The sequence below is a fragment of the Alistipes sp. AF48-12 genome (assembly GCF_003477565.1).
GTDB lineage: Bacteria > Bacteroidota > Bacteroidia > Bacteroidales > Rikenellaceae > Alistipes_A > Alistipes_A hominis.
On record NZ_QUDJ01000026.1, the window covers coordinates 1 to 23,876 of the forward strand.

21 protein-coding genes, 1 tRNA gene and 2 pseudogenes are annotated in these 23,876 nt (G+C 53.8%); 11 read left to right on the forward strand and 13 right to left on the reverse strand.

Annotated features, from left to right (window positions below; genetic code table 11):
- Positions 1-117 precede the first annotated feature (117 nt).
- From murF to DW082_RS12960, 5 genes and pseudogenes are all read right to left on the reverse strand, one after another.
- Positions 118-1,398: a UDP-N-acetylmuramoyl-tripeptide--D-alanyl-D-alanine ligase gene (gene murF / locus DW082_RS12945; protein WP_118458934.1), complete on the reverse strand. Its 1,281-nt coding sequence runs from the start codon at positions 1,396-1,398 to the stop codon at positions 118-120.
- Positions 1,399-1,471: 73 nt separating this feature from the next.
- Positions 1,472-2,557, reverse strand: a complete 1,086-nt coding sequence (locus tag DW082_RS12950; RefSeq protein WP_172970778.1) for a mannose-1-phosphate guanylyltransferase — start codon at positions 2,555-2,557, stop codon at positions 1,472-1,474.
- 627 nt (positions 2,558-3,184) lie between these two features.
- Positions 3,185-3,496: a LytTR family DNA-binding domain-containing protein gene (locus DW082_RS15350; protein ID WP_306345986.1), complete on the reverse strand. Its 312-nt coding sequence runs from the start codon at positions 3,494-3,496 to the stop codon at positions 3,185-3,187.
- A pseudogene (locus tag DW082_RS15355) lies at positions 3,473-3,943 on the reverse strand (type I restriction endonuclease); the annotation flags it as partial. The gene DW082_RS15350 and the pseudogene DW082_RS15355, both read right to left, overlap by 24 nt.
- A 173-nt stretch (positions 3,944-4,116) precedes the next feature.
- A complete protein-coding gene (locus DW082_RS12960; protein WP_259335629.1) occupies positions 4,117-4,785 on the reverse strand; it encodes an IS1 family transposase in 669 nt (222 codons plus the stop codon).
- 278 nt (positions 4,786-5,063) lie between these two features.
- On the opposite strand from DW082_RS12960, the gene DW082_RS15360 reads away from it, so the two are divergent.
- The gene (locus DW082_RS15360) at positions 5,064-5,612 is read left to right on the forward strand and encodes an AAA family ATPase (protein WP_306345975.1); all 549 of its coding nucleotides are present in this window, start codon (positions 5,064-5,066) and stop codon (positions 5,610-5,612) included.
- 50 nt (positions 5,613-5,662) lie between these two features.
- Entirely contained in the window at positions 5,663-6,001 is a 339-nt protein-coding gene (locus DW082_RS15365) for a DUF4143 domain-containing protein (RefSeq protein WP_310648316.1), read from the forward strand.
- A 379-nt stretch (positions 6,002-6,380) separates the two neighbouring features.
- Here DW082_RS15365 and DW082_RS12970 read toward each other — a convergent pair whose 3' ends face one another.
- Positions 6,381-6,995, reverse strand: a complete 615-nt coding sequence (locus tag DW082_RS12970) for an IS1 family transposase (protein ID WP_220452661.1) — start codon at positions 6,993-6,995, stop codon at positions 6,381-6,383.
- Positions 6,996-7,250: 255 nt separating this feature from the next.
- Positions 7,251-7,335: transfer RNA gene (locus tag DW082_RS12975), tRNA-Ser, on the reverse strand.
- A gap of 199 nt (positions 7,336-7,534) precedes the next feature.
- Between DW082_RS12975 and DW082_RS12980 the strand changes: the two genes are divergently transcribed.
- The 6 genes from DW082_RS12980 to DW082_RS15555 all read left to right on the forward strand — a co-directional run bounded on the left by DW082_RS12980 (position 7,535) and on the right by DW082_RS15555 (position 13,783).
- Positions 7,535-7,807: an HU family DNA-binding protein gene (locus tag DW082_RS12980; protein ID WP_101572448.1), complete on the forward strand. Its 273-nt coding sequence runs from the start codon at positions 7,535-7,537 to the stop codon at positions 7,805-7,807.
- Between the two features lie 120 nt (positions 7,808-7,927).
- Entirely contained in the window at positions 7,928-8,527 is a 600-nt protein-coding gene (locus tag DW082_RS12985) for a lipoprotein signal peptidase (protein ID WP_055205129.1), read from the forward strand.
- Between the two features lie 108 nt (positions 8,528-8,635).
- On the forward strand, positions 8,636-10,219 hold the full coding sequence (locus DW082_RS12990) for a hypothetical protein (RefSeq protein ID WP_118458940.1): 1,584 nt from the start codon (positions 8,636-8,638) through the stop codon (positions 10,217-10,219).
- Positions 10,216-11,085, forward strand: coding sequence for a TlpA disulfide reductase family protein (locus tag DW082_RS12995; protein WP_118458942.1), 870 nt, complete (start codon positions 10,216-10,218; stop codon positions 11,083-11,085). The genes DW082_RS12990 and DW082_RS12995 overlap by 4 nt, the downstream gene beginning before the upstream one ends.
- Positions 11,086-11,321: 236 nt before the next feature.
- Positions 11,322-11,855 carry a hypothetical protein gene (locus DW082_RS15550; RefSeq protein WP_409049082.1) on the forward strand — a complete coding sequence of 178 codons (534 nt, stop codon included), beginning with the start codon at positions 11,322-11,324 and terminating at the stop codon, positions 11,853-11,855.
- Between the two features lie 1,406 nt (positions 11,856-13,261).
- On the forward strand, positions 13,262-13,783 hold the full coding sequence (locus DW082_RS15555) for a TlpA disulfide reductase family protein (protein WP_310789627.1): 522 nt from the start codon (positions 13,262-13,264) through the stop codon (positions 13,781-13,783).
- An 84-nt stretch (positions 13,784-13,867) separates the two neighbouring features.
- Here DW082_RS15555 and DW082_RS13005 read toward each other — a convergent pair whose 3' ends face one another.
- The 6 genes from DW082_RS13005 to nadC form a co-directional block, all read right to left on the reverse strand.
- Positions 13,868-14,206, reverse strand: a complete 339-nt coding sequence (locus DW082_RS13005) for a DUF4491 family protein (protein ID WP_055204617.1) — start codon at positions 14,204-14,206, stop codon at positions 13,868-13,870.
- Between the two features lie 11 nt (positions 14,207-14,217).
- On the reverse strand, positions 14,218-14,565 hold the full coding sequence (locus DW082_RS13010) for a hypothetical protein (RefSeq protein ID WP_118458945.1): 348 nt from the start codon (positions 14,563-14,565) through the stop codon (positions 14,218-14,220).
- Positions 14,562-15,308 (reverse strand): hypothetical protein, encoded by a 747-nt coding sequence (locus DW082_RS13015; RefSeq protein WP_118458947.1) that lies wholly within the window; start codon positions 15,306-15,308, stop codon positions 14,562-14,564. Before DW082_RS13015 ends, DW082_RS13010 begins: the two co-directional genes overlap by 4 nt.
- A 15-nt stretch (positions 15,309-15,323) precedes the next feature.
- A complete protein-coding gene (locus DW082_RS13020; RefSeq protein WP_147387050.1) occupies positions 15,324-16,130 on the reverse strand; it encodes a hypothetical protein in 807 nt (268 codons plus the stop codon).
- 75 nt (positions 16,131-16,205) lie between these two features.
- Positions 16,206-18,347, reverse strand: coding sequence for a S9 family peptidase (locus DW082_RS13025; protein WP_259335630.1), 2,142 nt, complete (start codon positions 18,345-18,347; stop codon positions 16,206-16,208).
- 53 nt (positions 18,348-18,400) lie between these two features.
- Positions 18,401-19,264, reverse strand: coding sequence for a carboxylating nicotinate-nucleotide diphosphorylase (nadC, locus tag DW082_RS13030; protein ID WP_118458961.1), 864 nt, complete (start codon positions 19,262-19,264; stop codon positions 18,401-18,403).
- Positions 19,265-19,678: 414 nt separating this feature from the next.
- Here nadC and ilvD point away from each other — a divergent pair, with 414 nt between their 5' ends.
- The 3 genes and pseudogenes from ilvD to ilvN all read left to right on the forward strand — a co-directional run bounded on the left by ilvD (position 19,679) and on the right by ilvN (position 23,844).
- Positions 19,679-21,493 (forward strand): dihydroxy-acid dehydratase, encoded by a 1,815-nt coding sequence (ilvD, locus tag DW082_RS13035; RefSeq protein WP_118458951.1) that lies wholly within the window; start codon positions 19,679-19,681, stop codon positions 21,491-21,493.
- Between the two features lie 106 nt (positions 21,494-21,599).
- Positions 21,600-23,310, forward strand: a pseudogene (gene ilvB / locus DW082_RS13040) (biosynthetic-type acetolactate synthase large subunit).
- A 21-nt stretch (positions 23,311-23,331) separates the two neighbouring features.
- A complete protein-coding gene (gene ilvN, locus DW082_RS13045; RefSeq protein WP_055204624.1) occupies positions 23,332-23,844 on the forward strand; it encodes an acetolactate synthase small subunit in 513 nt (170 codons plus the stop codon).
- Positions 23,845-23,876 lie beyond the last annotated feature (32 nt).

A 23,876-nucleotide genomic window follows, 5' to 3' on the forward strand; every position in this document is an offset into this window, starting at 1 on the left:
TGCGCCGCCCGGATTATCCCGGGCGGCGCAGGCGTTTTATATGGATTTGCGCCGGCCGCGCGTTTGACCGTCCCGTCTTCTGCGTATTTTCAACGACCCGCGCGCTTCCCTTGTTCGCTAAAGGCGTTCGGCCACGCTTTCCAGCTTCATCGTGCGCGATCCTTTTACGAGGATCAGGCGGCCGTGTATCGGATATTCCTGCAGGTATTCGTTCAGCGCCGCCGCATCCGCGAAAGCCGGGTATATTCCGCGTCCCGCTTCCGAAAAGAGCTTTCCCACGAGGTAGACTTCGCCGATGCCGAGTTGCTGCAACAGTTCCACGATCCCGGCGTGTTCGGCTTCCGCGTATTTTCCCAGCTCGCCCATGTCTCCGAGCACGACCGCTTTGGGTTGTTCCGAGGGTTCTTTCGCAAAATTGGCGAGCGCCGCCCGCATACTCGACGGATTGGCGTTGTAAGCGTCCATAATCAGCGTGTTGCGCGCTCCCGCTTTCCGTTGCGACCGGTTGTTGTCCGGTTCGTAGCTTTCGATAGCCGCTACGATCTGCTGTTCCGGGACTCCGAAATGGCCGCCCACCGCGATGGCCGCCGCCACGTTGCCGATGTTGTAATCCCCGACCAGATGCGTCCGGATTTCCGTCGCGCCTTTCCGTACCGTCAGGTAGTTTCCCTTTTCGGCTGCCGTCATCCCCGCCGTAGAGTAGGGAACCGCCTGCAATCCTTTTCGTTTCCCGATCATCTGCGCGAGGTATTCGCTTTCGCTGGAATAGAACGCCGTTCCTCCGTGCGTCTGTAGGTAGTCGAGCAGTTCCCCTTTGCCGCGCATAACCCCTTCGATGCCGCCGAAACCTTCCAGGTGCGCTTTGCCGATGTTGGTGATCAGTCCGAAATCGGGTTGTGCGATCGAGCACAGCAGCGCGATCTCTCCGCAATGACTCGCACCCATCTCCACGACGCCGAATTCCGCCGAACGGTCCATCGCCAGCAGCGTCAGCGGCACTCCGATGTGGTTGTTGAAATTTCCCTGCGTGACCGCTACGCGGTATTTCCGTTTCAGCGTCCGGCTGATCAGTTCTTTGGTCGTCGTTTTTCCGTTGCTGCCCGTAATCGCGAGGATCGGAATCCCCAGTTGCCGGCGGTGGCGTGCGGCCAGTTCCTGCAATGCTTTCAGCGTATCGGGTACGACGAAATAGTTCGCCTTTTCCGCCGCGGACATTCCGTCCGTTACCGCCGGGTCGTCTATGACCGCCGCCGCCGCTCCCGCTCCGACCGCCGCCGCCGCATAGCGGTTGCCGTCGAACGTTTCCCCGTGCAGCGCAAAGAAAATTCCTCCCGCGACGACCTGCCTGCTATCGGTCGAGATGCGCGGGAATTTGCAATATAAGTCGTAAAGTTCCATGAAGTCGTTTCCGGTTGAGATTCGGCGTTTTCCGGCCGCCGTTCCGTAAAAGACCGGCCGGTTTCGGTCGTTTTTAAATGAATTCGTCCCCGATCTTGAATTTCGTGTCGTCGATGAATTTTTTGATGTTCTGTTCGTTCGCTTTGGGACAGATCATCAGGACGTCCTTGTGGTCGACCACGATGTAATCCTTCAGCCCTTCGATGACGGTCAACTTATCCGTGTCCGTTTTGACGATGCATCCTTCCGTGTCGTACAGCATACAGAAGCGGCTTTCCACGTTCCCTTTCTCGTCTTTGGGCGAATGCTGGTACAGCGATCCCCACGTTCCGATGTCCGACCATCCGAAGTCGCTGCAGCGGACGTAAACGTCGTGCGCCTTTTCCATCACGCCGAAGTCGATCGAAACGTTGCGGCATTCGGGGTAGATGCGTTCGATGTGCTGCTGTTCCTGCGGGGTATTGTAGTAGGCCCCGATTGACCCGAACGTCTGTTGCAGGTCGGGCAGAAAGGCGCTGAAATTTTCGAGGATCGTTTCGGTCTTCCAGATGAAAATGCCCGAATTCCAGAAAAATTCGCCGCTTTCGACGAATGTTCTCGCCAGTTCGAGGTTCGGCTTTTCGGTAAACGTTTTGACTTTGAAGATCGGCGAGCCGTCCGTTTCGGAGCGGTTGTCGACCTGGATGTAACCGTATCCGGTGTCCGGGCGGTTCGGCCGGATGCCGATGGTCATCATTGCCCGCCTGTTCTCGGCGAATTCGGCCGCTTCGACGATCGCCCGGCGGAATTCGTCCTCGTTGAGGATCAGGTGGTCTGCCGGCGTCACGATCATCGTCGCATCCGGATTGACCGTTTTCAGCCTCCAGGCGGCATAGGCGATGCACGGGGCCGTGTTGCGTCCCACCGGTTCGCCGAGCACCTGGCGCTCTCCGATTTCCGGAATGTGCCGCAATACCTGCTCTTTATAACTGTTGTTGGTCACGACCAGGAAATTTTCCGGCGGAATGATTCGGGCGAACCGTTCGTAGGTGTGCCGGATGAAGCTTTTTCCGGTTCCGAGGATGTCGAGGAATTGTTTCGGTGTCGAACGGCGGCTGATCGGCCAGAAACGGCTGCCGACGCCTCCGGCCATGATGATGCAGTATCGGTTGTTGTTCATATGCTTTTTGCAGTTTTATCATACAATATTACGGCATTTTATCGGGATAACCAAACCGGGTCTCCTTAAAAAACAGGGTGAGTATGAAATAGTGTAAACAACACTATTACTGCTGTTTAACGATATTTAACAAAAAATAGTCAAGCGTTAAAACCGCGTGAAAAGACAAAATTCGGAAGGAGTTGCGTTGCCAAATCGTTACCGCAATCTCTTTCCGGACCTTGTTTTTAATGTATTGGGTTTCCGTTTCTTGCATCGTTTTTCATAACCTCGAATAACTCTAAGTCATGTATCATTGCAAAAAGTCTTTAGAGTTATGGCAAGAAGCACTTTCAAAGTCCTGTTCTATTTGAAAAACGTACTAAAACAAATTAGCCATTGATAGATAGTGATTTACAGTGAAAATCTCTATTATTGGGTTACGATTTACCAACTTGCAGACTTCATCGGGTTTCTCAATATTGCTTTTTTCAAATAACGCTTCCATGTCTGTAATAGTAACAATAAAAATCCGAAAAACGGAATGTTGACGTTTTCGGCAAGTTCTTTAAGTCGCAGGCGGGCATTTCCCCCGCACAATATAGGAAGAGATTGGGAGAGACGTTACGTAATGCTCTGCTTGCTTCGTTACCCATTCCCGCCCAGCATCGCCATCACTTCCTCCGCATACTTCTTCCCCACGGGCAAGATCTTGCCCGTCTTCGACAGCGTCACTTCCGAGTGCGTGAAACGGGCGATGCGGTTGCGTGCCACCACGAAGGAGCGGTGGATGCGGACGAACTCTCCCGGAGGAAGCTGTTCCTCCATGCCACGCAGGGGAATCTTGGAGAACACCGATGAGTCGTCGGCAAGATGCACCTTGACGTAGTTGTCCACGGACTCTATGTATAATATGATGTTGATGGGAATGGTTACGTTCTTGTATTCCGATTTCAGCACGATTTGCTGCATGGCTCGCCGCGGACTGACATCATAGGTTTTCAGTTCGATCTGAACAACCGGAATACCGTTGATAAGCAGAATAACATCGTAACGATGGTAGCTGTTATCGGTATTCATCCGTAATTGATTGATTACTTCATAGTCGTTCTTACACCAATCTTTTATATTGACCAGTGTGTATTGCAATGGCGTTCCGTCCTCACGGGTAAATGTATTTCGCTCGCGTAACCTTTTCGACGATACGAAAACATCGGGATTGATAACCTCCTCCAGCAACCGATCAAATTCGGAATCGGATAATTTTACTTTGTTCAGCGTCTCGAATTTCTGCCTGAAATTTGCTTCAAGAGAGGCCCTATCGTGAATGTCATCACGATAGACATATTTTAGTTGCTCCGTCAGTTTCCGAATAAAACTTTCTTCTATCTGTTTTTCCCGATTCATAACAGTTTTAAAAGTGTGTATATTACACCTAAGTTGTTACAACTTATAGCGATTAATTCGGGTTTTTACGATTTTTAAAGTATAAGAAAGAGCAGTATCGGATTATTTTGTTTTGCTGGGTTATTTTTTATTCGATATTCAATAATCACATTCGCCACTGTTAGATGATTATACTATCTCCAGAAATAAATCTTCAAGATTGCAGATAGAATAACAGCATTCCTGCTGAAATAGATGGTTTTTCGAGTCAGGCGCTTCAGATGTGTCCGAATCGTTAAGTTATGTTGTTCGATATGATTAGTTCCGTACAATGACGTCCGATGGATTTTTGTCACAATTAGAGAGCGATAGTTTTTTAATCTATCGGTATGACCCCGTTTTGTATCGGATAGATGGAGTGTTTTGAGGACAACGTTAAGGGTGGCGTTTGTCCGTGGGCCGATATTGTAACTGACGACCTGTTTGGATTTTCTATCCAAGACATATGCTATCCAGATGTGTTCGGACTTTCTTCGTATAAAGCTCTTTATTTCATCTACTTTATAGGTGCTTTGAGTAATGACTGTCGGACGCGAGATTGTATGAACAATCTGTACAATTCTGCTAAGTAGTGTTGTGGGAGAGATATTCAGTATTCGTGCTGTACTTCGTATGCCGCTCCCTCTTTTCTGGTAGGCGTCGTAACTATATAGTGTCTGTTGTTTTCGATGACACGACTTGCATTGGTAGCGTTGCCTGCCGTTACTCTGCGTTCCGTCTTTTACGCATGTGCCTCCGCAATATTTGTTTCCATTTTTACGATCATATAGATTTAAACATTGCCCTATATTTTGTAATCGCAAAAGTATTGAGTAAATTTACACAAGTCGTTGAGTAATTTATTTATTATGTACGAACGCCCTTATATAAAGGAGATTCAAGCAAGGATCGAAGAGCCACGAAAGTTCATACAGGTAATCCTCGGGCCTCGTCAGGTGGGGAAAACCACGATGGTAAATCAATTGCTGCAGAAACTTTCGTTACCTTAATGTATATGAATCTGCGGATGCCGTGTCGGCGACTAACTCGGCATGGTTGACTCAGGTTTGGGAGACAGCTAGGCTTAGAATGAAGGCTGCAAATGTGTCGGAATATCTGCTCGTGGAAGATTGAAAATTGGAGTGAGATCGTCAAGCAGCAATGGGATAAGGATACGCGAGAAAATATCAATATTAAAGTAATTTTACTGGGATCTTCCCGATTATTGATTCAGAAAGGACTCACAGAGTCATTGGCAGGACGTTTCGAAACATTTTATCTCGGCCATTGGTCTTTTGCTGAAATGAAAGCTGCGTTCGAATGGTCGATTGAGCAATATGTTTATTTCGGGGGATATCCGGGTGCTGCCTCGCTTATTACCGACGAAGAACGTTGGAAAAACTATATGAAGGATGCTTTGATCGAAACAAGCATTTCAAAAGATATCCTGATGTTGACTCGCGTGGATAAACCGGCATTGTTAAAGAGATTGTTTGAACTCGGTTGTTTATATTCTGGCCAGATTCTTTCTTTCACTAAAATATTGGCCAGCTACAAGATGCCGGTAACACGACGACGTTGGCAAATTATCTTAAATTGCTGTCTGACTGCGGCCTCTTGGGTGGTTTGGAGAAATATGCAGGAAATGTGATTCGATAGCGATCGTCGAGTCCTAAGTTTCAGGTCTACAATAATGCACTGCTGACTTCACAAAGCGATGAAACTTTTGAGGACACAGTAGTCAATCCGAAATTATGGGGACGACTGGTTGAGTCTTCTGTGGGAGCACATTTAATGAATCACTCCATATTTGATAGATATAATCTGTATTACTGGCATGAAGGTAATTTCGAAGTAGATTTTGTTCTTGAAAAAGGAGGTAAGGTTGTTGGTTTGGAGGTGAAAAGCGGAGCTCATGCAGACAATGAGGGGATGGGTGTATTTGCTGAGAAATTTCAACCGGACAAAGTGTTGCTTGTTGGAACAGGAGGAATTCCTTACGACGAGCTTTTGAAGATAAGTCCCAAAGAGTTGTTTTAAAATTAGGTATTATTAATCTAATAAACAGGTTAATAAGGCATGAATATTAGACTTGTATAGTCTTTAGGCTCCGTAATATTTCTGCTCTAATTACTGGGATTATTTCTAATTGTATTGACAAATTTGACACAAAAACAGTCATTGTACTGACGTTTTTCAATTAAGATTTTGGCAGGTAAGAATATTTCAATTGTCAAAATTGCTACGTCATTTCTGGACGCAATTATTTGTATATTAAATATTTACAATCAATTTATTGGCTGGGTTTGCCACTATTCCGCATTAATACAGATGGAATATCCGTTGTTTTCCTATATTGCAATTTGCGCCTAACTCAATAAAACTTGATTGTTTTTGCATGTCGTAGATAATCTTATCCTCAGAAATAAATCTTTAACACCGCATAAAGCATTATCGCTTTCCGGCTGAAGCAGATCGTGCGGCGGGTCAGACGCTTGATATGTGTACGGATGGTCAGGTTATGACGTTCGATGTGGTTGGTGCCGCGGTGAGCAGTCCTATGGATTTCCGGTGAGATGAGTGTTTTATATTGCCGGAGTTTATCCGTATAGATCAATCTGGCATTGGTCAGTTTATCGGTAACCTTACTCAGCGTTTCATTGGTACGAGGTCCAACAGAGAAACAGACGACGGATTTGTCAGCGCAGTTCAGAGCATAGGCCACCCAGATATGATCTTTTTTACGGCCGACAAAGGTTTTGATTTCATCGACTTCATATTCTATATTGGCTGTTACATGCGGAGCTGTTATATTTTTGGAGATGGAGATGATTCTTCTAATGAGAGTAGTCGTCGATATTTTCAGTAACCTTGCGATGCCTCTGATCCTGACGCCCTCTTTGGTATATTCCGAGATCGTCCGGTTTAATTCCGGGATATAGGCTTGGTAAGAATAATCCGCCTGTTGTTTCCTGTGGCAGTGTTTGCATTTATAGCGTTGTTTCCCATTCTCTTGATAGCCTTTTTGATACAAGTTCCTCCGCAAAATTTGCAAGTCATTTTTTTTCGTGCCCTAATCTGATACATGAAGGTTCCTATCCGGAACCCTCGGCTGGTTTTCAGCCGATTTGCGGGCGCAAAAATACAAAAGACGACCCGAAAGTCGTCTTCTTTTTATGTTTTTCTTTAAGTCCTGATAATGATTTTCAGCTAGTTGCAATCCTATGCCCTAATCTGATACATTACCTGGGTGTTGGTCATGTAACTCGCTGATAATAAGCATTATTTGCGGAGAGAGAGGGATTCGAACCCCCGGAGCCTCGCAGCTCAACGGTTTTCAAGACCGCCGCGATCGACCACTCTGCCATCTCTCCGGGGACAAAAATATAACGGAAATTTTACTTTTCCAACTTGTAGTGCGCTTTCTCCCGTTTGTTTTCCGGCGGCGGGACGTTTGTTTTGCGTTTCGGACGGTTGGCGAATTTTCCATTTTAAGTTTTTCGTTTTTACGAGATAAATGACTATATTTGTAAACGTGCTGAAATTCAGCGTGTTTACCTAAACTTAAGAGTCATGAATAAATCTCAACTCGTTGACGCCATTGCGCGAAATGCAAAAATTACGAAAGTCGATGCCAAAAAAGCGCTCGACGCGTTCATTGAAGTGACCGGCGAAACGTTGCGGTCGGGCGACAAGATCGTACTGGTCGGTTTCGGATCGTTCTCGGTGGCTAAAAAGCCGGAACGTACGGGACGCAATCCCCGAACGGGGGCGGCTATCCGGATCGCCCCGCGGAATGTGGTCAAATTCAGAGCCGGTGCAGAATTGAGCGATATGCTGAAATAACGGGGAGGTCGGAACGAAAGCGGGCGGTTTGCGGAAACGGGCTGTCTGCTTTTTGTTTGCGGGTTTGTCTTTTCCAAAAAAATAGACAATCTTTGCAGATCTTAAATGAGCCCCTTCACGATGAGTAAAAAGAAGATTATCCTGTTGATCGTCGCTTTGCTGGTATTCGACCAGATCGTTAAGATTTGGATCAAGACGCATTTCATGTTGGATCAGAGTGTGACGGTTTTTCCGAATTGGTTTTTCATCCGGTTTATCGAAAATCCGGGAGCCGCGTTCGGATTCGAGTTGGGGGGTAATTACGGGAAGTTGATACTCAGTGTTTTCCGTCTGCTGGCGATCGGTGCTTTGGGGTATTATATTTTTTATTTATACCGGAAAAAGGCGCCGGCCGGCGTTCTGGCGGGTTTCTCGCTAATCTTTGCCGGAGCGCTCGGCAACGTGCTCGACAGCGCGTTCTACGGGCTGTTGTTTTCCGAATCGACCTTTACGAGCGTCGCCACTTTCCTGCCCGAAGGCGGCGGTTATGCCGGATTTCTGCACGGCAAAGTCGTGGATATGCTGTTTTTCCCGATCGTGGAGGGCGTTTTCCCGTCGTGGATTCCCGGGGTGGGAGGGGAGCCGTTCCTGTTTTTCAGCCCGATCTTCAACTTCGCCGACAGTTACATCACCGTCGGCGTCATTTACTTGTTGCTGTTCCAGCGTAAATATTTCAAATAATTCGCGGCGGAGTGTCTTTTTGTGTCGCAAAGCGGTTTTTTTGGTGTATTTTGCTATATTTGTGATACGTCGGCATGTGCCGGTGCCCGAACCTAAAACTGCTCTGTCATGAAAAAGAATCTGCTGGCAGGTCTCCTGCTGCTGTGGGCTTGTAGCGTTTACGGACAGAAACGGATCGTCGATCCCGTCCGGAGCGATTTCTCCTATGTGGCGAAATTCGACCGCGTCGAAATCACCGGTAAACGGACGGTGGCCGAAGTGACGCTGCGCTACCTCCCGAATTACTGGATCCGGTACGATTCGCTGACGACGTATCTGCAAGATTGCGGCAGCGACCGGCGGTACCGGTTGTTGGCCGCGGAAGGCTTCGAACTCAATAAGGAAGTGTATATGCCCGAATCGGGCGAGATGAAAGCCCGTTTCATTTTCGATCCGGTCGATGCCGATGTACATTGCGTCGATTTCATCGATCCGAGCTGGAAAAAATCGCATAATACGTACGGAATTTTTCTGGAGAGATCGGAGAAACCTTCGGTACTGCCGGATTGGGCGTCGGGAAACTGGTTGACGACGGACGGTTCGAACCGGTGGGTCTGCGGTTTTCTGCCGCAGACGGCGGTGTGGCGGAACGATTTCTGGGATTACGGAACGGTGACCCGTAAAGGAAAAACGCTGTGGGTGCAGCTTAAGAACGGCGATCGCGATACGACGCTCTGCCTGAAGGAAGGGCGCGACGGCGCGCTGTTGCTCGGCTCCGACGGCCGTACGTTCGCGACGCTGGGCCGCGACTTGGTGCGCCGCACTGCGCCGGCGGCGGAGTGGAAATACGACCCGGAAAAATACAGGGACGTCCTGTACGGTAAAAAGAAAGCGGTGATCCGCGGCGTGATCGACGGCTATACCCCGAAGCTGGGCTATACGACCGGTTCGTTGGGCGTGACCGACCATGTCCTGCGCCGGGATTCTTATTCTCTGATCGAAATCCGGCCCGACGGACGGTTCGACGTGGAAGTGGAGGTGGAAGCTCCGCAGGCATTGTATATGCAGATCGGAGAAGACGTCTCCGGTTATGTATTCGTGGCGCCGGGCGATACGCTGATGTGTTATTACAGTATAACCGATTTGCAGAATCCCCGGCGACATGGATATGAACAGATATGGGATTGTTCCCGGTTCATGGGAGGTTCGGCGCCGCATAACCAGTTTTATTTAATCGCCCAACGGATGATGCCCAATCCGTGGGGCGTTTACGACCGGATGAGCGAATGCATCGAGAAGGACGCCTCGGACGAATTCAGGGCGTGGATCGACGGGCGGCTCCGTCAGGTGGACGATTCGCTGGCGGCGCTGTCCGCCCGCTATGAATTTTCCGCCCGGACGCGGAATCTGCTGTACGCGAATTTCCGGACGGCCGAATACCGGAACCTGCTCAATTACCAGATGCGGCATTCCGATCGCCGGTATACCTACTCGCAACGGCCCGACGGAACCTATAAGGCGACGCCGAATCCCGATTACCGGCCGCTGCCGAAGTCGTTCTGCGATTTTATGACGATGGATTTCGTCGACGATCCGCTGATGATCGCGACAACCTGCTTTGCCGAGGTGATCAACCGGCTCGAATACGGCCCGGCCATGTTCGTAGGCGCCGCATACAACGGGTTTAATAAACGATACGACTCCTCGGGATGAAAGCGGTCGCCGATGTCGGCAAGCGGATGAAAGCGTCGATGCCGGAGCCGACCCCGCATCAGATGGCTACGCTGGATTCGTTGATCGCCGGGAAAAGGGATTCCGCCGGATTGGCCGGGCTCGATACTATCGTCATCCGCCGTTTCCGGGCTTTGGAGCAGGATTTTTTGAAACGGGAGATCGCCCGGATCAGGTCGGAACAAGAACGGTCGCTTTACCGGGCCGCTTTCGACACTTTGCGCAGTTACGGATTGGATCGCTGCGTGGCTTACGATTATACGCTCGCACGCTGGTATGCCGGTCAAGGTGACAGACTGGAGAATGACAGCGCCCGACTGGAGGAGGTAGCCCGGCTGCTGCCCTATGTCAAAACCCCGTACGTGACCGGTAAGATCGTGCAGTCGTATGCTTCGGGTTGCGAAACCCGCCGGACGCAGGAGCGGCAGAAGCCGCGGACGAAGGCCGACGAATATTTCGACGAACTGATCGCGCCCTACAAGGAAAACGTACTATTCCTCGATTTCTGGTCGACGGGTTGCGGGCCGTGTCGCAGCGGCATGATCGCGGCGAAACCGGTCGTCGAAGAGTTGAAAGATTTGAAAATCAAGTTCCTTTATATTACCGACGAATCGCAGTCGCCGGTCGAGGTTTACGACCGTTTTTTGACGGAGAACGGGATCGGGGGAGAGCATATCCGGGTTACCCGCGATCAGTGGAACCTGCTGAAAGCGAAATTCGACATCGGCGGAATCCCGCATTACGCCGTAGTCGATAAACAGGGGCGCATCGTCGATAATAACGGGTGGTGCAGGATAGGGCCGAAACACTGTAAAAGTAAATTGCTGAAGCTGGAGAAAGAGCCTTGACGACGATCCGGATCGGGTGGCGGGGGAGCGGCGTAGCAGTAGAAACCGACGTCCCGCGGCATCGATAGCGGCCCGGTTATTCGCTGTATTTGTTGCGCAGAAAGAGAAATGTTTTAAAAGACAATCCGAAAGGGTTGTCTTTTTGTGTTATGAAATAGCTTTTTTAGGATATTTTTATTAAATTTGTTTAGCGTCCGGATTCCGGACGGAAACCTGCAAATCTAAAACGATGCGATATGAAAAAGAGTTTGTTGTCGGGATTGTTTTTGTTGCTGTGCTGTGCGGCTTGGGGACAGAAACGTACGGTCGATCCGGTGCGGAACGATTATGTTTACGTCGTGCGGTTCGACCGGATCGAAACCACAAAAGAGCGGACGGTGGCCGAGGTGACGTTACGCAACGATCCCGCTTCGTGGATCCGTTACGATACGGGATGTTATCTGCGGGAACGCGGCGGCGACCGGCGGTACAGGCTGCTGGCGGCCGAAGGGTTCGAACTGGGCAAGGAGGTTTTTCTACCCGCTCCCGGCGTGTCGAAAGCGCGGTTCGTTTTCGAACCGCTGGATGCGGATGTGCGTTGCGTCGATTTTCTCGGCAGACAGAAACCGCTCGAAAATACGTACGGCATTTGGCTGAAGGATGCGCCGTCGCCGCTTCCGGCGTGGGCTGCGGGCCATTGGATGACTTCCGACGTTCGAACCGGTGGGTCTGCGGTTTTCTGCCGCAGACGGCGGTGTGGCGGAACGATTTCTGGGATTACGGAACGGTGACCCGCAAAGGAAAAACGCTGTGGGTGCAGCTTAAGAATGGCGATCGCGATACGACGCTCTGCTTGAAGGAAGGGCGCGACGGCGCGCTGCTGCTCGGCTCCGATGGCCGTACGTTCGCGACGCTGGGCCGCGACCTGGTGCGCCGCACTACGCCGGCGGCGGAGTGGAAATACGATCCGGAGAAGTACCGGAACGAGCTGTATCGTCCGGGCACGGCCGTGATCCGGGGTATTCTGGAAGGGTATACGCCGCAGTTCGGCTTTACGTCGGGAACCCTGATGTCGTACGATCCGATAACGCGCCGGGATTGCGCGGCGCTGATCGAGGTGCTTCCGGACGGCCGTTTTTCCGCCGAAATCGAAACGGAACATCCGAAGACCTTGGTGATGAGCCTGGGACCCGGAACGATCAGGAATTTGTACGTCGAGCCGGGCGATACGCTGATGTGCCGTTTCGTGATGTCGGATCTGCAGAATCCTCAGTGCAGATCGGGAATGAAGGACTGGAGCCGGTCGCGGTTTATGGGCCGCGCGGCCGAATACAATATGTACCGGATGATCGCCGACCGAATCGTGCCGGCGCAAGACAGCGTTTACGGCCGGACTCAGGAGTGCGTCGGGAGAGGGGCTGCCGACGAATACAAGGCGTGGATCGCCGAACGTTTTCGCCGGACGGAAGATTCGTTGTCGGCTCTGGCGGCCCGTTACGAAATAAGCGGCCGGACGCGGGATCTGCTCTACGCGGAGCATAGTCAGCGGGCATTTTGTAATTTGTTGGACTATGCGTCGGCGAATCAAAATTCGAAAATCATAAACGGTCGGTTGCGCGACGACGGCGTTTACGAGGCCGAGAGGAATCCCGATTACCGGCCGCTTCCGGCGTCCTTTTACGATTTCGTTACGATGGAGCGGGTCGACGATCCGCTGATGATTACTACGTCCGATGCGAATTCGGTAATCAGCCGGCTTGTCGTCAGCAGTCCGGTGATGAATATAGGCCGTATCGCAGACGCATTTTCCGCATTCAGCGGTCTGTTCGGGCCGGGGCTGATCGCGTATATCGCCGGAAAGGTGCGGGAAGGATGTCCCGACCTGACTCCCGGGCAGCGGGCCGAGTTGGACAGCCTGCCGTTCAAGAGCCGGGGAGAGTCCGTCTCGATCCGGGATACGATGATCAGTCGTCGCTTCGTGGCTTGTCTCAAAGAGTTCAACGCGCAGCGGGCGAAAGAGCAGGCGCGGCTGGATACGCTGCGCGAAAAATACATGTATGCGAATGCGTTCGATACGCTGCGCCGTTACGGATTGGACCGTTGCCTGGCTTACGATTACGCATTGACCGGTTATTTTTACAGCCTCGTGTCGCAGCAACAGCAAAACGAGAATTTTCGGTTGGATCTTTTCGCGGAAATGACCCGGTTGCTGCCGTATGTCGGGACGCCGTACCTGACCGGTCGGATCGTGCGGGCGTACGAAGAAGCCTCGTCGGTCGTAATCCGGCCGGTCGAAAAAGACGAGCCGCGAACCAAAGCCGACGACTATTTCGACGAGCTGATCGCTCCGTACAGGGGATACGTGCTATACATCGATTTCTGGGGCACCGGATGCGCTCCGTGCAGGCAGGGGATGGTTGAGGCCCGCCAAACGGTCGAAGAGCTGAAAGATTCGAAAATCAAGTTCCTATATATCACGTCCGAAGGAATATCCCCGCTTGCGGCTTACGATCGGTTCCTTTCCGAACGCCGGATTCAGGGCGAGCGCCTGAGGCTGTCCGACGATCAGTGGAACTTGCTTTGTACTAAATTCGACATTTATGGGATTCCGCACTGCGTTGTGGTCGATAAGCAGGGACGGGTGGTCGATAACAATCGATGGAGCCGTTCCGGTCCCGCGCTTTGTAAAAGCAAGTTGCTGGAACTCGAAAAGCAGTGATCGTTTCGGGCGGGATTACCGTTTTCCGGCGAAAGTAATAAAGAAGTCCCCGGTTTAAATTAGAAACCGGGGACTTTGCCGTTTTTACCGTTTTTCTTCTTCCGTCCGGCATGCTTGTTTCGTCCGGCGTTTCGGGTTGGCCGGGAACCAGCCTTTGCGGACGCGCTCTTGCTGTTCGAACAGTTCCTTGATCGTCCAGAACGACGAGAACGCGAACACGCCGGCCAGCGCGGCGATCAGTACGTTGTCGGTCAGCAGCGACCAGGCGATCCCGCCGATTCCGAGCACGAGGAAAATCCACCAGCATCCGGTTCCCCAGTAATATTCGGCTTTGACGACTACCGGGTGAAACAGTCCGATAATCAAAAAGGTGGCGATCCCGATGACCAGTCCCAGCAAATGATATTCCGTTAAAAATTCCATATTGTTTTGTTTTACAAGTATTTTTGTTCTACGTAAGTTTCGATCGCCTGTTCCGTTTTTTGTTCCAAGACGTCGAGTTCTTCGCGTAGCAGCATGATTTTTGCGTCCGCGTTGATGTCGAGGTACCGGGCAAGCTGGGTGACTTCCCCTTCCGGCAACAGTTTCCGCTGCCGCCGGAAGTCGGTCGCTATCGTTTTCAGCAACCGGAGCTGGAATTCGAACGATCCGATCTGTTCCGGAACCGTTTTTTCTTTCCTGCAAAGCTGCGCCCGATAGCGGGCTACGGGGATGGAACCGCATCTTTCGAGCGACTCCATCGGGAAGGGCCGCCCGGTACGGATTACCTCGCGGATAATCAAATCGTATACCCTTTTGTTGATCTGCAGTTTTTTGCGCTCCGTCGCGCGGCAGAGCGAATCGACCGATCGGAGCCGTATCCGTGCGAGCAGCGAATCGTTCGCCGTCGGGATCGGTTGCACGTAGCGACTCCATTGCGGAGTCCAGAGCGCGGCCGCTGCGATCTGTTTTTTATCCAGCAGCCGACACAGGCGCCCAGTTCCAGCGCGAGTCTCCGACGTTCGTGGCTTTTTTCCACGACCCGGTTCGTGTTCTCCGGCCCCAGGATGTATTCCGTGTTTATCGGCCGCCCGTGCGCCCGAAAATCTGCATACAACGTCCGGAGCACGGCTTTTTTGAATACGAGTTCCAGCGAGTCCGTTTCGTCCGGAACGGCCCGGTAACGGCAGGAGAGGGAAAGGAGACTGTCCCTGCGTCGCTGGGCGGCCGGATAATAGCTCCGGTCGAACGTCTGCAGCGAATCGACGGCCCGGACGTAATCGTCCAGATCGTCGTATCCGAGGCACGGGAACGGAAGCCGGATGTAAGGCTGGTCGGCAACCGTGAGCTCCGCGATCCCCTCGGTGAACAGGATCGCGTTGATCCGCAGCCTTTTGCTGTCTATGTCTTTTTGGAGTGAGTCCCTGACCGATCTCAGGTGCAGAATGCATGTCTTGCGTTCCGGCGAAAAATCGTCCGGATTTTCGGCCCGGGCGTGCGGGAACAGCAATACGAACGGGAAGATCAGGCAGATCGGGATTTTCATGGCTGCGGCGGATTATTATTTTCGCTCGTCCTGCAGACGGTACAGATCCTGCCGGGTCAGCCACAGGGCTTCGCGAGCTTCTTCCAGCGAGGCGATGGCCTGCCGCAGTTCGTCGCTGTATTTCATTTCCATCTCTTGGTCGGGAGACAGGTATGTGGCGAGATCCGATCCGATGGCTTCCGCGTCTTTCTGTATTTTGTTCTGTAAGTGAGGAACCGGAAACGGCGGAACCTCCCGGTTTTGCCTGCGGCAGACCGCAGCGACGGTGCGCAGCAGCGCGGTGTTCGATTCGAGCAGCCTGCGTTCGCGGATCTCCCGCTTCCAGCGGTATTCCTCGGAGGTGTGCGACAGGCGGGTGAATATCAGTTCCTGCCCGGCCTTCAGGCGTTCATAGTCCGGTTTCCCGTCCTTTTCCGGAAGGTGCCGCATCAGCGACAGGTAAGCCGAGTCCTGCATCAGCACCTGGCGCAGTTGTTCCTCCGCATCGTCGAAAGCCCGGCGATAGGCCTTGCAGGAGTCGATTTTCAGGTTGTAGGATGCGATGTCGAAACGATAGTCGGCCAACGAATAGACCGGGGCGATGATTCCCTTGCGGTAAGCGATTTCGGTGGCTTCTTCGAACACGGCCCAGCCCAGTTCTTTTTCCATCTGACGCACCGTGTCTTCGAAACGGCGGACTTCCCTTTGCAGAGAATCCGTTTTTGCGGAAACGGATGAAGATGCTGTCTCTCCGGCTGCGGGAGAATCCGTGATTCGCGGGCTGAACGACAAGCACAGGCAACCCAGAGCGATCAATCCGGCAACGGCTGCATTTGTTTTCATGCTTTGCAGGGGTTAGGTTATCTTCCTGCAAGGTAACGAGTTTTTGCCGCATCGCCAAACGGCCGAGGCGTTTTTTTACAGATTTTCTTTTACGAATTCGATGCACCGTTCCAGCAGGTGGTGCCGCGCATTGCCCATGCTGTGGTTTTTGTCCGGGTAGATCCGCATTTCGAACGGTTTGCCGTGCGCGGTCAGTTTGGCGGCCATTTCGTAGGTGTTTTGAATGTGCACGTTGTCGTCGGCCGTGCCGTGCGCGATCAACAGTTTTCCTTCGAGCCGGTCGGCGAAACGGATCGGCGAATTGTCGTCGTAGCCCGACGGATTGTCCTGCGGCATACCGTTATAAATTTCGGTGTAAACCGTGTCGTAGAAACGCCATGAGGTGACCGGCGCTACGGCGATCGCTATGCGGAACACGTCGTTGCCTTTCAGAATGCAGTTCAACGCCATGAACCCGCCGTAACTCCAGCCGTAAATGCCGATCCGCGACCCGTCCACGTAAGGCAGCGACCCCAGGTAGCGGGCCGCTTCGATCTGGTCTTCGGTTTCGTAGCGTCCCAGTTGCCGGTACGTGCATTTGCGGAACGATTCGCCGCGGAACCCGGTTCCCCGGCCGTCGACGCAGGCGACGATATAGCCTTGCTGCGCCAGCACGTCCGTCCAGTCCATCGTCCAGCGGTCGGCGACCTGCTGCGATCCGGGACCGCTGTACTGGGTCATCAGCACCGGGTATTTTTTCGCCGGGTCGAAATCGCCGGGCCGCAGCAGATAGCCGTTCAGTTCGATGCCTTCCGAATTCCGGAACGTGAAAAATTCTTTGACCGGTACGCCCCGCTCCGCCAGCGTATCCCGTAGCGCGGCGTTGTCTTCGAGCGTGCGGATCAGCCGGCCGTCGGCGGCGTGCAGCGTGATCCGCTCCGGCGTCTCGACGTTCGAAAAGTAACTGATGTAGTAGCGAAACCCTTCGGACGGCAGGATGTTGTAAGTGCCGTCGCCCCCGGTCAGCCGTTTCTTATCCTTGCCGTCCAGTCGGACCGCATACAGGTCGCGTCTGAGCGGCGAGGTTTCGGTGGACAAGTAGTAAACCCGGTCGTCGGAGACGCCCAGCATCGCCGTGACTTCCCACTGTCCGTCGGTCAGTTGTTTCAGAAAGCCTTTGCGGATGCTGTGCAAGTACAGGTGCATGTAGCCGTTCCGTTCGCTGCGGACGACGAAACGGTCGCCGTCGGGCAGGAACGTGACGGTCGACCGGTCGGCGTGTTCGACGTAGCGTTCGTCGCGTTCGTCGTAAACGACGCGCGTCGCGCCGTTGCGGTCGCTCAATAACACTTCGAAGTGATTTTGCAGCCTGTTCAGCCGGTAGAAAGCCAGCTCTCCGGACGGCGTCCACAGCAGGCGCGGAATGTATCGGTCGGTTTCGCCGCCGGTATCGATCCGGACGGTTTCGCCGGTTTCCAGATCGTGGCAGTAGAGTTCGACGATCGAGTTTTCCTCGCCGGCCTTCGGGTACTTGAACGTGTAGTTTTCCGGATACAGTTTCCCGTCGAAACGGTTCATATTGTACTCCCTGACGCGGCTTTCGTCGAACCGCAGCCAGGCGATCCGCCGTCCGTCGGGCGACCATTCGAACGCCCGCGCGAAGGCGAATTCCTCTTCGTATACCCAGTCGGGGATACCGTTGATGATGTGGTTCTTCCGTCCGTCGGAGGTAATGCGGCGTTCGGCGCCGTCCGCGAGGTCGGCCACGAAAAGGTCGTTGTCGCGAACGAAGGCCACGCGGCGGCCGTCCGGCGAGAAGGTGGCCGTTGCTGCGGCCCGCCCGTCGAAAGCCGCCTGAGCGATCCGTCTTTCGTATCGAATATCCAGTATTCGGCCGTGAACGAACGGCGGTACACCGGTTTTACGTCGGTCGACAGCAAGATGCGGGTTTCGTCGGCGCTGAACCGGTAATCCGTAAAGTCTATCGACGGGGTGGCTGTCGCGCGGTCGAAAATCACGGCCAGCCGTTCGCCCGTCCGGTAGCTGTATCGGACGATGCGGCCGCTGTCGACCGCCGTATAATGTTCGCCGTCGCGCATACTGCGGACGCCGCCGACGGTTTTCGGCGTGAACAAACCGCCGCGCAGGTCGGCGTAGTCGAAGCGGCCTTGGGCCGCCGCACCGGGATTCAGGATAAGCGCAGCCATCGTAATCAGGAAAAGTAAACGTCCGGCGCATCGTCCGCGCCGGGACAGGTCATACCGCGTTTCGAAATTCATCGGCAAGAGAGATTATTCGCCGGCCTTACACGCTTTCAGGCTCAGGTCGAGGCTCTTGATTTGGTGCGTCAGCGCGCCGACCGAGATGAAGTCTACGCCGCATTCGGCATATTCGCGCAGGTTTTTCAGCGTGATGCCGCCCGACGATTCGGTTTCGTACCGTCCGCCGATCAACGCGACCGCCTCGCGGGTCGTCTCCGGCGAGAAGTTGTCGAGCATGATCCGGTCTACGCCGCCTACCGAGAGCACTTCGCGGATGTCGTCCAGCGACCGCACCTCGACTTCGATCGGGATATTTTTGCCTTTCTCTTTCAAGTAGGCCTGCGTCTTGCGGATCGCGGGCGTGATGCCGCCGGCGAAGTCGATGTGGTTGTCCTTGAGGATCACCATGTCGAACAACCCGATGCGGTGGTTGCCGCCGCCGCCGATGCGGACGGCCATCTTGTCCAGCACGCGCATACCCGGCGTGGTTTTGCGCGTGTCGATCACCTGAGTTTTGAGCCCGTCCAGTTCTTGGACGTAAACGGCCGTCTGTGTCGCCACGCCGCTCATTCGCTGCATGATGTTCAGCAGGATGCGTTCGGCCTGCAACAATGAGATCAGCCGTCCTTCGACGTAAAAGGCGATGTCGCCCGGTTTGACGCGCGCGCCGTCGTCGAGCCGTTTTTCGAATTTCGCTTCCGAATCGAGCCGGCGCAGCACGGTTTCGGCGACTTCGACGCCGGCCAGGACGCCTTCCTGCTTGACGAGCAGCTTCATCCGGCCGCGTTCGTCGTGCGGGATGCACGCGAGCGACGAATGGTCGCCGTCGCCGATGTCCTCGCGGATGGCCAGTTCGATCAGGTCGTTGACGAACGGGATATATTCTTCCTTCATGTTCTTTTCGATTATAAGTTTATAACGCAGCAAAGGTAAAAAAAAATACGTATGCCGCTGTTTTTATCGGCCGCCGTCCGTCCGGTTCGCTTTGTATGGGCCGATCCGCCGTATTTTCCGGATTCCGTGAATTTTCGAAGCCGAGGGAATTGTGGTTCACCCTTCAAAAAAGCGGGTAATAATTTTTATTGTTTTTTAAAAAGTTCTACCTTTGCTCGATCAACGGACGCCAGGCATTTCGTAACCGGTTTGTTATAGTGCCCGGATGTCTGTTAACCGGTTGGATGATAACGATATGATCGGCGTTATGCCGGTTTGAGCATCATAGGCGGCGCGCGGAACGAAGACCGGAAACAGGATTCTTTCGCTTATTTTGCCGCAGTACATTAGGGAAGAAACAAGAAAACGAAAGTTATGAAAAATCTCAGAAGCAGTGTCTGTACCACGGGACGGAAAATGGCGGGAGCCAGAAGTCTCTGGAGAGCAAACGGAATGAAGGAAGAACAGTTCGGACAGCCGGTGATCGCCGTCGTCAACTCGTTCACTCAGTTCGTCCCCGGGCACGTGCATCTGCATGAAATCGGACAGCAAATCAAAGAGTGGATCGCCGAAGAGGGCTGTTTCGCCGCCGAGTTCAATACGATCGCCATCGACGATGGGATTGCGATGGGACACGACGGGATGCTCTATTCGCTGCCGTCGCGCGACCTGATCGCCGATAGCGTCGAATATATGTGCAACGCGCACAAGGTGGACGCGATGATCTGCATTTCGAACTGCGACAAGATCACCCCGGGGATGCTGATGGCCGCGATGCGGCTGAACATTCCGGCCGTTTTCGTGTCGGGGGGGCCGATGGAGGCCGGACGGCTCGGCGACCGCGCTTACGACCTGATCGACGTGATGGTCAAGGGAGCCGACAAGGATTTTTCGGACGACGATTTGTCGAAACTCGAACGCGCCGCTTGTCCGACCTGCGGTTCGTGCTCCGGTATGTTTACCGCCAACTCGATGAACTGTCTGACCGAGGCGCTGGGGCTCTCGCTGCCCGGTAACGGAACGGTGTTAGCCACGCATAAACTGCGGACGGAGTTGTTCCGCAAGGCGGCCAAATTGATCGTCAAGAATGCCAGGGAATATTATTTCAACGATAACGAAGCCGTATTGCCGCGGTCGGTCGCTACGCGCGCGGCCTTCCTGAACGCGATGTCGATGGATATCGCGATGGGGGGGTCGTCGAATACTGTGCTGCACCTGCTGGCGGTTGCTCAAGAGGCCGGCGTGGATTTCACGATGAGCGACATCGACATGCTGTCGCGCCGCGTGCCGGTGATCTGCAAAGTTGCGCCGAACATGCCGCTGTACCATATTCAGGACGTCAACCGCGCCGGCGGAATCCTGAGCATTCTCGGCGAATTGAACCGAGGGAAGCTGCTCGATACGGCCGTCGTCCGCGTCGACGGAATGACGCTCGGCGAGGCGATCCGCCTGAACGACCTGCGCAGTCCGGACGTTGCCGACGAGGCGAAGACGCGTGCGCTGGCCGCTCCCGGCGAACGTTTCAACCTGAAACTGGGTTCGCAGGATACGAGATACCCGGCGGCCGATACCGACCGCGAGAAGGGATGTATCCGCGACCTGGAGCATCCGTACCTGAAGGACGGCGGACTGGCCGTACTGTTCGGCAACATCGCCCGCAACGGTTGCATCGTCAAGACGGCGGGCGTCGACGAGTCGATCCTGCGTTTCGAGGGCAAAGCCCGCGTATTCGAATCGCAGGAAGAGGCCTGCGACGGTATTCTGGGCGGTAAGGTGAAAGCCGGCGACGTGGTGGTGATCCGTTACGAAGGGCCGAAAGGGGGCCCCGGTATGCAGGAGATGCTGTACCCGACTTCGTACCTGAAGTCGGTGAACCTCGGCAAGGCGTGCGCGCTGATTACGGACGGTCGTTTTTCCGGCGGTACGTCGGGACTGTCGATCGGGCACGTTTCACCCGAGGCCGCAGCGGGCGGCGACATCGCGCTGGTAAAGGACGACGATACGATCCTTATCGATATACCGAACCGAACGATCAATGTAGAACTTACTTCGGAGGAGCTCGATATGCGCAGGCAGGCGATTGTCCGCTTCGAACCCGTGGAGCGCAACCGAGTCGTCAGTCGGGCCCTTAAGGCCTACGCATCGATGGTAACATCGGCCGACAAGGGCGGAGTACGCGAAAACATTTAGCAACACGTTGTTCGGGGAAACAGCCTTGTAATAGCAGAATCGTTTTCGGAATACGTTCCGGGCGGTTGCGGTTGTTTCCCGATGGTTGAATTTTAATACGTTCATTATGTCCAACAAACAAAAAATAAAAGGGGCCGAGGCTCTCTTACTGTCGCTTATAGCCGAAGGAACCGATACGATATTCGGTTACCCGGGCGGTCAGGTAATCCCGATTTACGATCATCTGTACCATCATACCGATCGGTTGAATCACATTCTCACGCGCCACGAACAGGGCGCCGTACATGCCGCGCAGGGTTATGCGCGCGCCACCGGCAAGGTGGGCGTTTGCCTGGCTACGTCCGGCCCGGGCGCTACGAACCTGGTGACCGGGATCGCCGACGCGATGCTCGACTCGACGCCGATCATCTGCATTACCGGGCAGGTGCCTTCGACTCTGCTCGGAACGGACGCCTTCCAGGAGGCCGATACGATCAGCATGACGATGCCGATTTCGAAATGGAATTTCCAAGTGACCAAAGCGTCCGAAATTCCGGGTGCGATCGCCAAGCTTATTACATCGCCCGCACGGGACGTCCCGGGCCGGTGGTGATCGATATTTCGAAAAACGCTCAGGTCGAGGAGTTCGATTACAGTTATAAACCGTGCATTTATTTGCGCAGCTACAAACCGCATCCGGAGGTTGATCCGAAAGCGATCCAGCGGGCCGTCGAAATGATCAATGCGGCCGAACGTCCGCTGCTGATCGTCGGACAGGGCGTAAAGCTCGCCGGCGCGGAGACCAAGTTGCTGGAGTTCGCCGAAGCGGCCGGAATCCCGATGGCGCAGACGCTAATGGGTATTTCGACCGTGCCGAACAGCCATCCGCTGTTCATCGGTATGCTCGGGATGCACGGCAATATCGCCGGTAACCGGATGACGCAGCAGAGCGATCTGATCGTGGCCGTCGGTATGCGTTTCAGCGACCGGGTGACCGGTAACGTGAAGCAGTATGCGCCGAATGCGAAGATCATCCACGTCGATATCGATCCGGCCGAACTGGGCAAGAACGTGGCCGTCGAACTGCCGATCCATGCCGACGCCGGCGACGCGTTCGACGCGCTGAAAGTGGGCATCCGGTATAAGGAGCGCGCCGAATGGATTGCGATGGCGGAAGACTACCATCGACGCGAATACGAAGTCGTCGTGAAGCCGAGCACCGATCCGCAGGGCGTCCGTATTTCGATGTACGACGTGGTCAGCACGCTGGCCGAGGCCGAAAAGGCCGATGCGGTGATCGTAACCGACGTGGGACAGCACCAGATGTTCAGCGCCCGCTATTCGAAGTTCAATCGTACGCGCAGTTCATTACGTCCGGAGGGCTCGGCACGATGGGATTCGGGCTGCCCGCCGCGATGGGGGCGAAACTCGGCGTGCCCGACCGCGAAGTGGTCGTGATGATGGGCGACGGCGGGTTTCAGATGACGATGCAGGAGCTTGGGACGATCATGCAGAACAAGATCGGCGTCAAGATGATCGTGCTGAACAACCATTACCTCGGTATGGTGCGCCAATGGCAGCAGTTGTTCTTCGAAAAGCGTTATTCGTACACGAGCCTCGAAAACCCGAAGTTCACGATGATTGCCGAGGCGTACGGGATTCCGAACCGTCGCGTGACGCAGTTGTCGGAACTGAAAGGGGCGATCGACGAACTGGCGAAGGCTCCGGGAGCCTATTTCCTCGAAGTGGACGTGCTGTCCGAGGAGAACGTTTTTCCGATGGTGCCGGCCGGCGCATCGCTGTCGGATCTGATCGCCAAGGAACCTGACAAAAAGTAGAACCTAACGGAGTTGACAGTTATGATTAAGGAATATATCGTTATCGCATTTACGGAGAACCAGATCGGGGTGTTGAACCGGATTACGGCTCTCTACCTGCGGCGTAAGATCAACATCGAAAGTCTGAAAGTATCGGAATCGTCGATCAAGGGAATCAGTATGTTCGTGATCTCGGCTTTTACGACGCAGGAGGTTATCGACAAACTGGCCAAGCAACTGCGTAACATCGTCGAGGTGATCCAGGTGGAATACTATTCGAATGACGAGTTGATTACGCAGGAGATCGCGCTCTATAAACTTTCGTCGAAGATTTTCAAGGAGAGCGGCACGGTGGACATGATCGTCCGCGAGTGGAGCGCCCGTATCATCGAGATGAACCCGGCGTACGTAGTGGTCGAGAAGACCGGCACGCGCGAGGAGATCGAGAACATGCGCACGGAGCTCGAAAGCCGGGGAATCCTGATCGAGTTTACGCGTTCGGGCAGCGTGGTGCTGCACCGCGAGCCGAACGGAAACGGATTGAACGAACTATAACAAACTTATAAATCGATTTTTAAAAACAGAAA

Bases quoted from the DNA above. Each gene is read 5' to 3' on its own strand.
- DW082_RS12980 (WP_101572448.1), top strand. From the start codon at position 7,535: ATGAATAAATCTCAACTCGTTGACGCCATTGCGCGAAATGCAAAAATT.
- DW082_RS15555 (WP_310789627.1), top strand. From the start codon at position 13,262: ATGACCCGGTTGCTGCCGTATGTCGGGACGCCGTACCTGACCGGTCGG.
- ilvD (WP_118458951.1), top strand. From the start codon at position 19,679: ATGAAAAATCTCAGAAGCAGTGTCTGTACCACGGGACGGAAAATGGCG.
- ilvN (WP_055204624.1), top strand. From the start codon at position 23,332: ATGATTAAGGAATATATCGTTATCGCATTTACGGAGAACCAGATCGGG.
- DW082_RS13020 (WP_147387050.1), bottom strand. From the start codon at position 16,130: ATGAAAACAAATGCAGCCGTTGCCGGATTGATCGCTCTGGGTTGCCTG.
- DW082_RS13005 (WP_055204617.1), bottom strand. From the start codon at position 14,206: ATGGAATTTTTAACGGAATATCATTTGCTGGGACTGGTCATCGGGATC.
- DW082_RS12985 (WP_055205129.1), top strand. From the start codon at position 7,928: ATGAGTAAAAAGAAGATTATCCTGTTGATCGTCGCTTTGCTGGTATTC.
- DW082_RS15360 (WP_306345975.1), top strand. From the start codon at position 5,064: ATGTGTCGGAATATCTGCTCGTGGAAGATTGAAAATTGGAGTGAGATC.
- DW082_RS12995 (WP_118458942.1), top strand. From the start codon at position 10,216: ATGAAAGCGGTCGCCGATGTCGGCAAGCGGATGAAAGCGTCGATGCCG.
- DW082_RS15550 (WP_409049082.1), top strand. From the start codon at position 11,322: ATGAAAAAGAGTTTGTTGTCGGGATTGTTTTTGTTGCTGTGCTGTGCG.
- DW082_RS12950 (WP_172970778.1), bottom strand. From the start codon at position 2,557: ATGAACAACAACCGATACTGCATCATCATGGCCGGAGGCGTCGGCAGC.
- DW082_RS12990 (WP_118458940.1), top strand. From the start codon at position 8,636: ATGAAAAAGAATCTGCTGGCAGGTCTCCTGCTGCTGTGGGCTTGTAGC.
- nadC (WP_118458961.1), bottom strand. From the start codon at position 19,264: ATGAAGGAAGAATATATCCCGTTCGTCAACGACCTGATCGAACTGGCC.
- murF (WP_118458934.1), bottom strand. From the start codon at position 1,398: ATGGAACTTTACGACTTATATTGCAAATTCCCGCGCATCTCGACCGAT.
- DW082_RS13025 (WP_259335630.1), bottom strand. From the start codon at position 18,347: ATGCGCCGGACGTTTACTTTTCCTGATTACGATGGCTGCGCTTATCCT.
- DW082_RS13015 (WP_118458947.1), bottom strand. From the start codon at position 15,308: ATGAAAATCCCGATCTGCCTGATCTTCCCGTTCGTATTGCTGTTCCCG.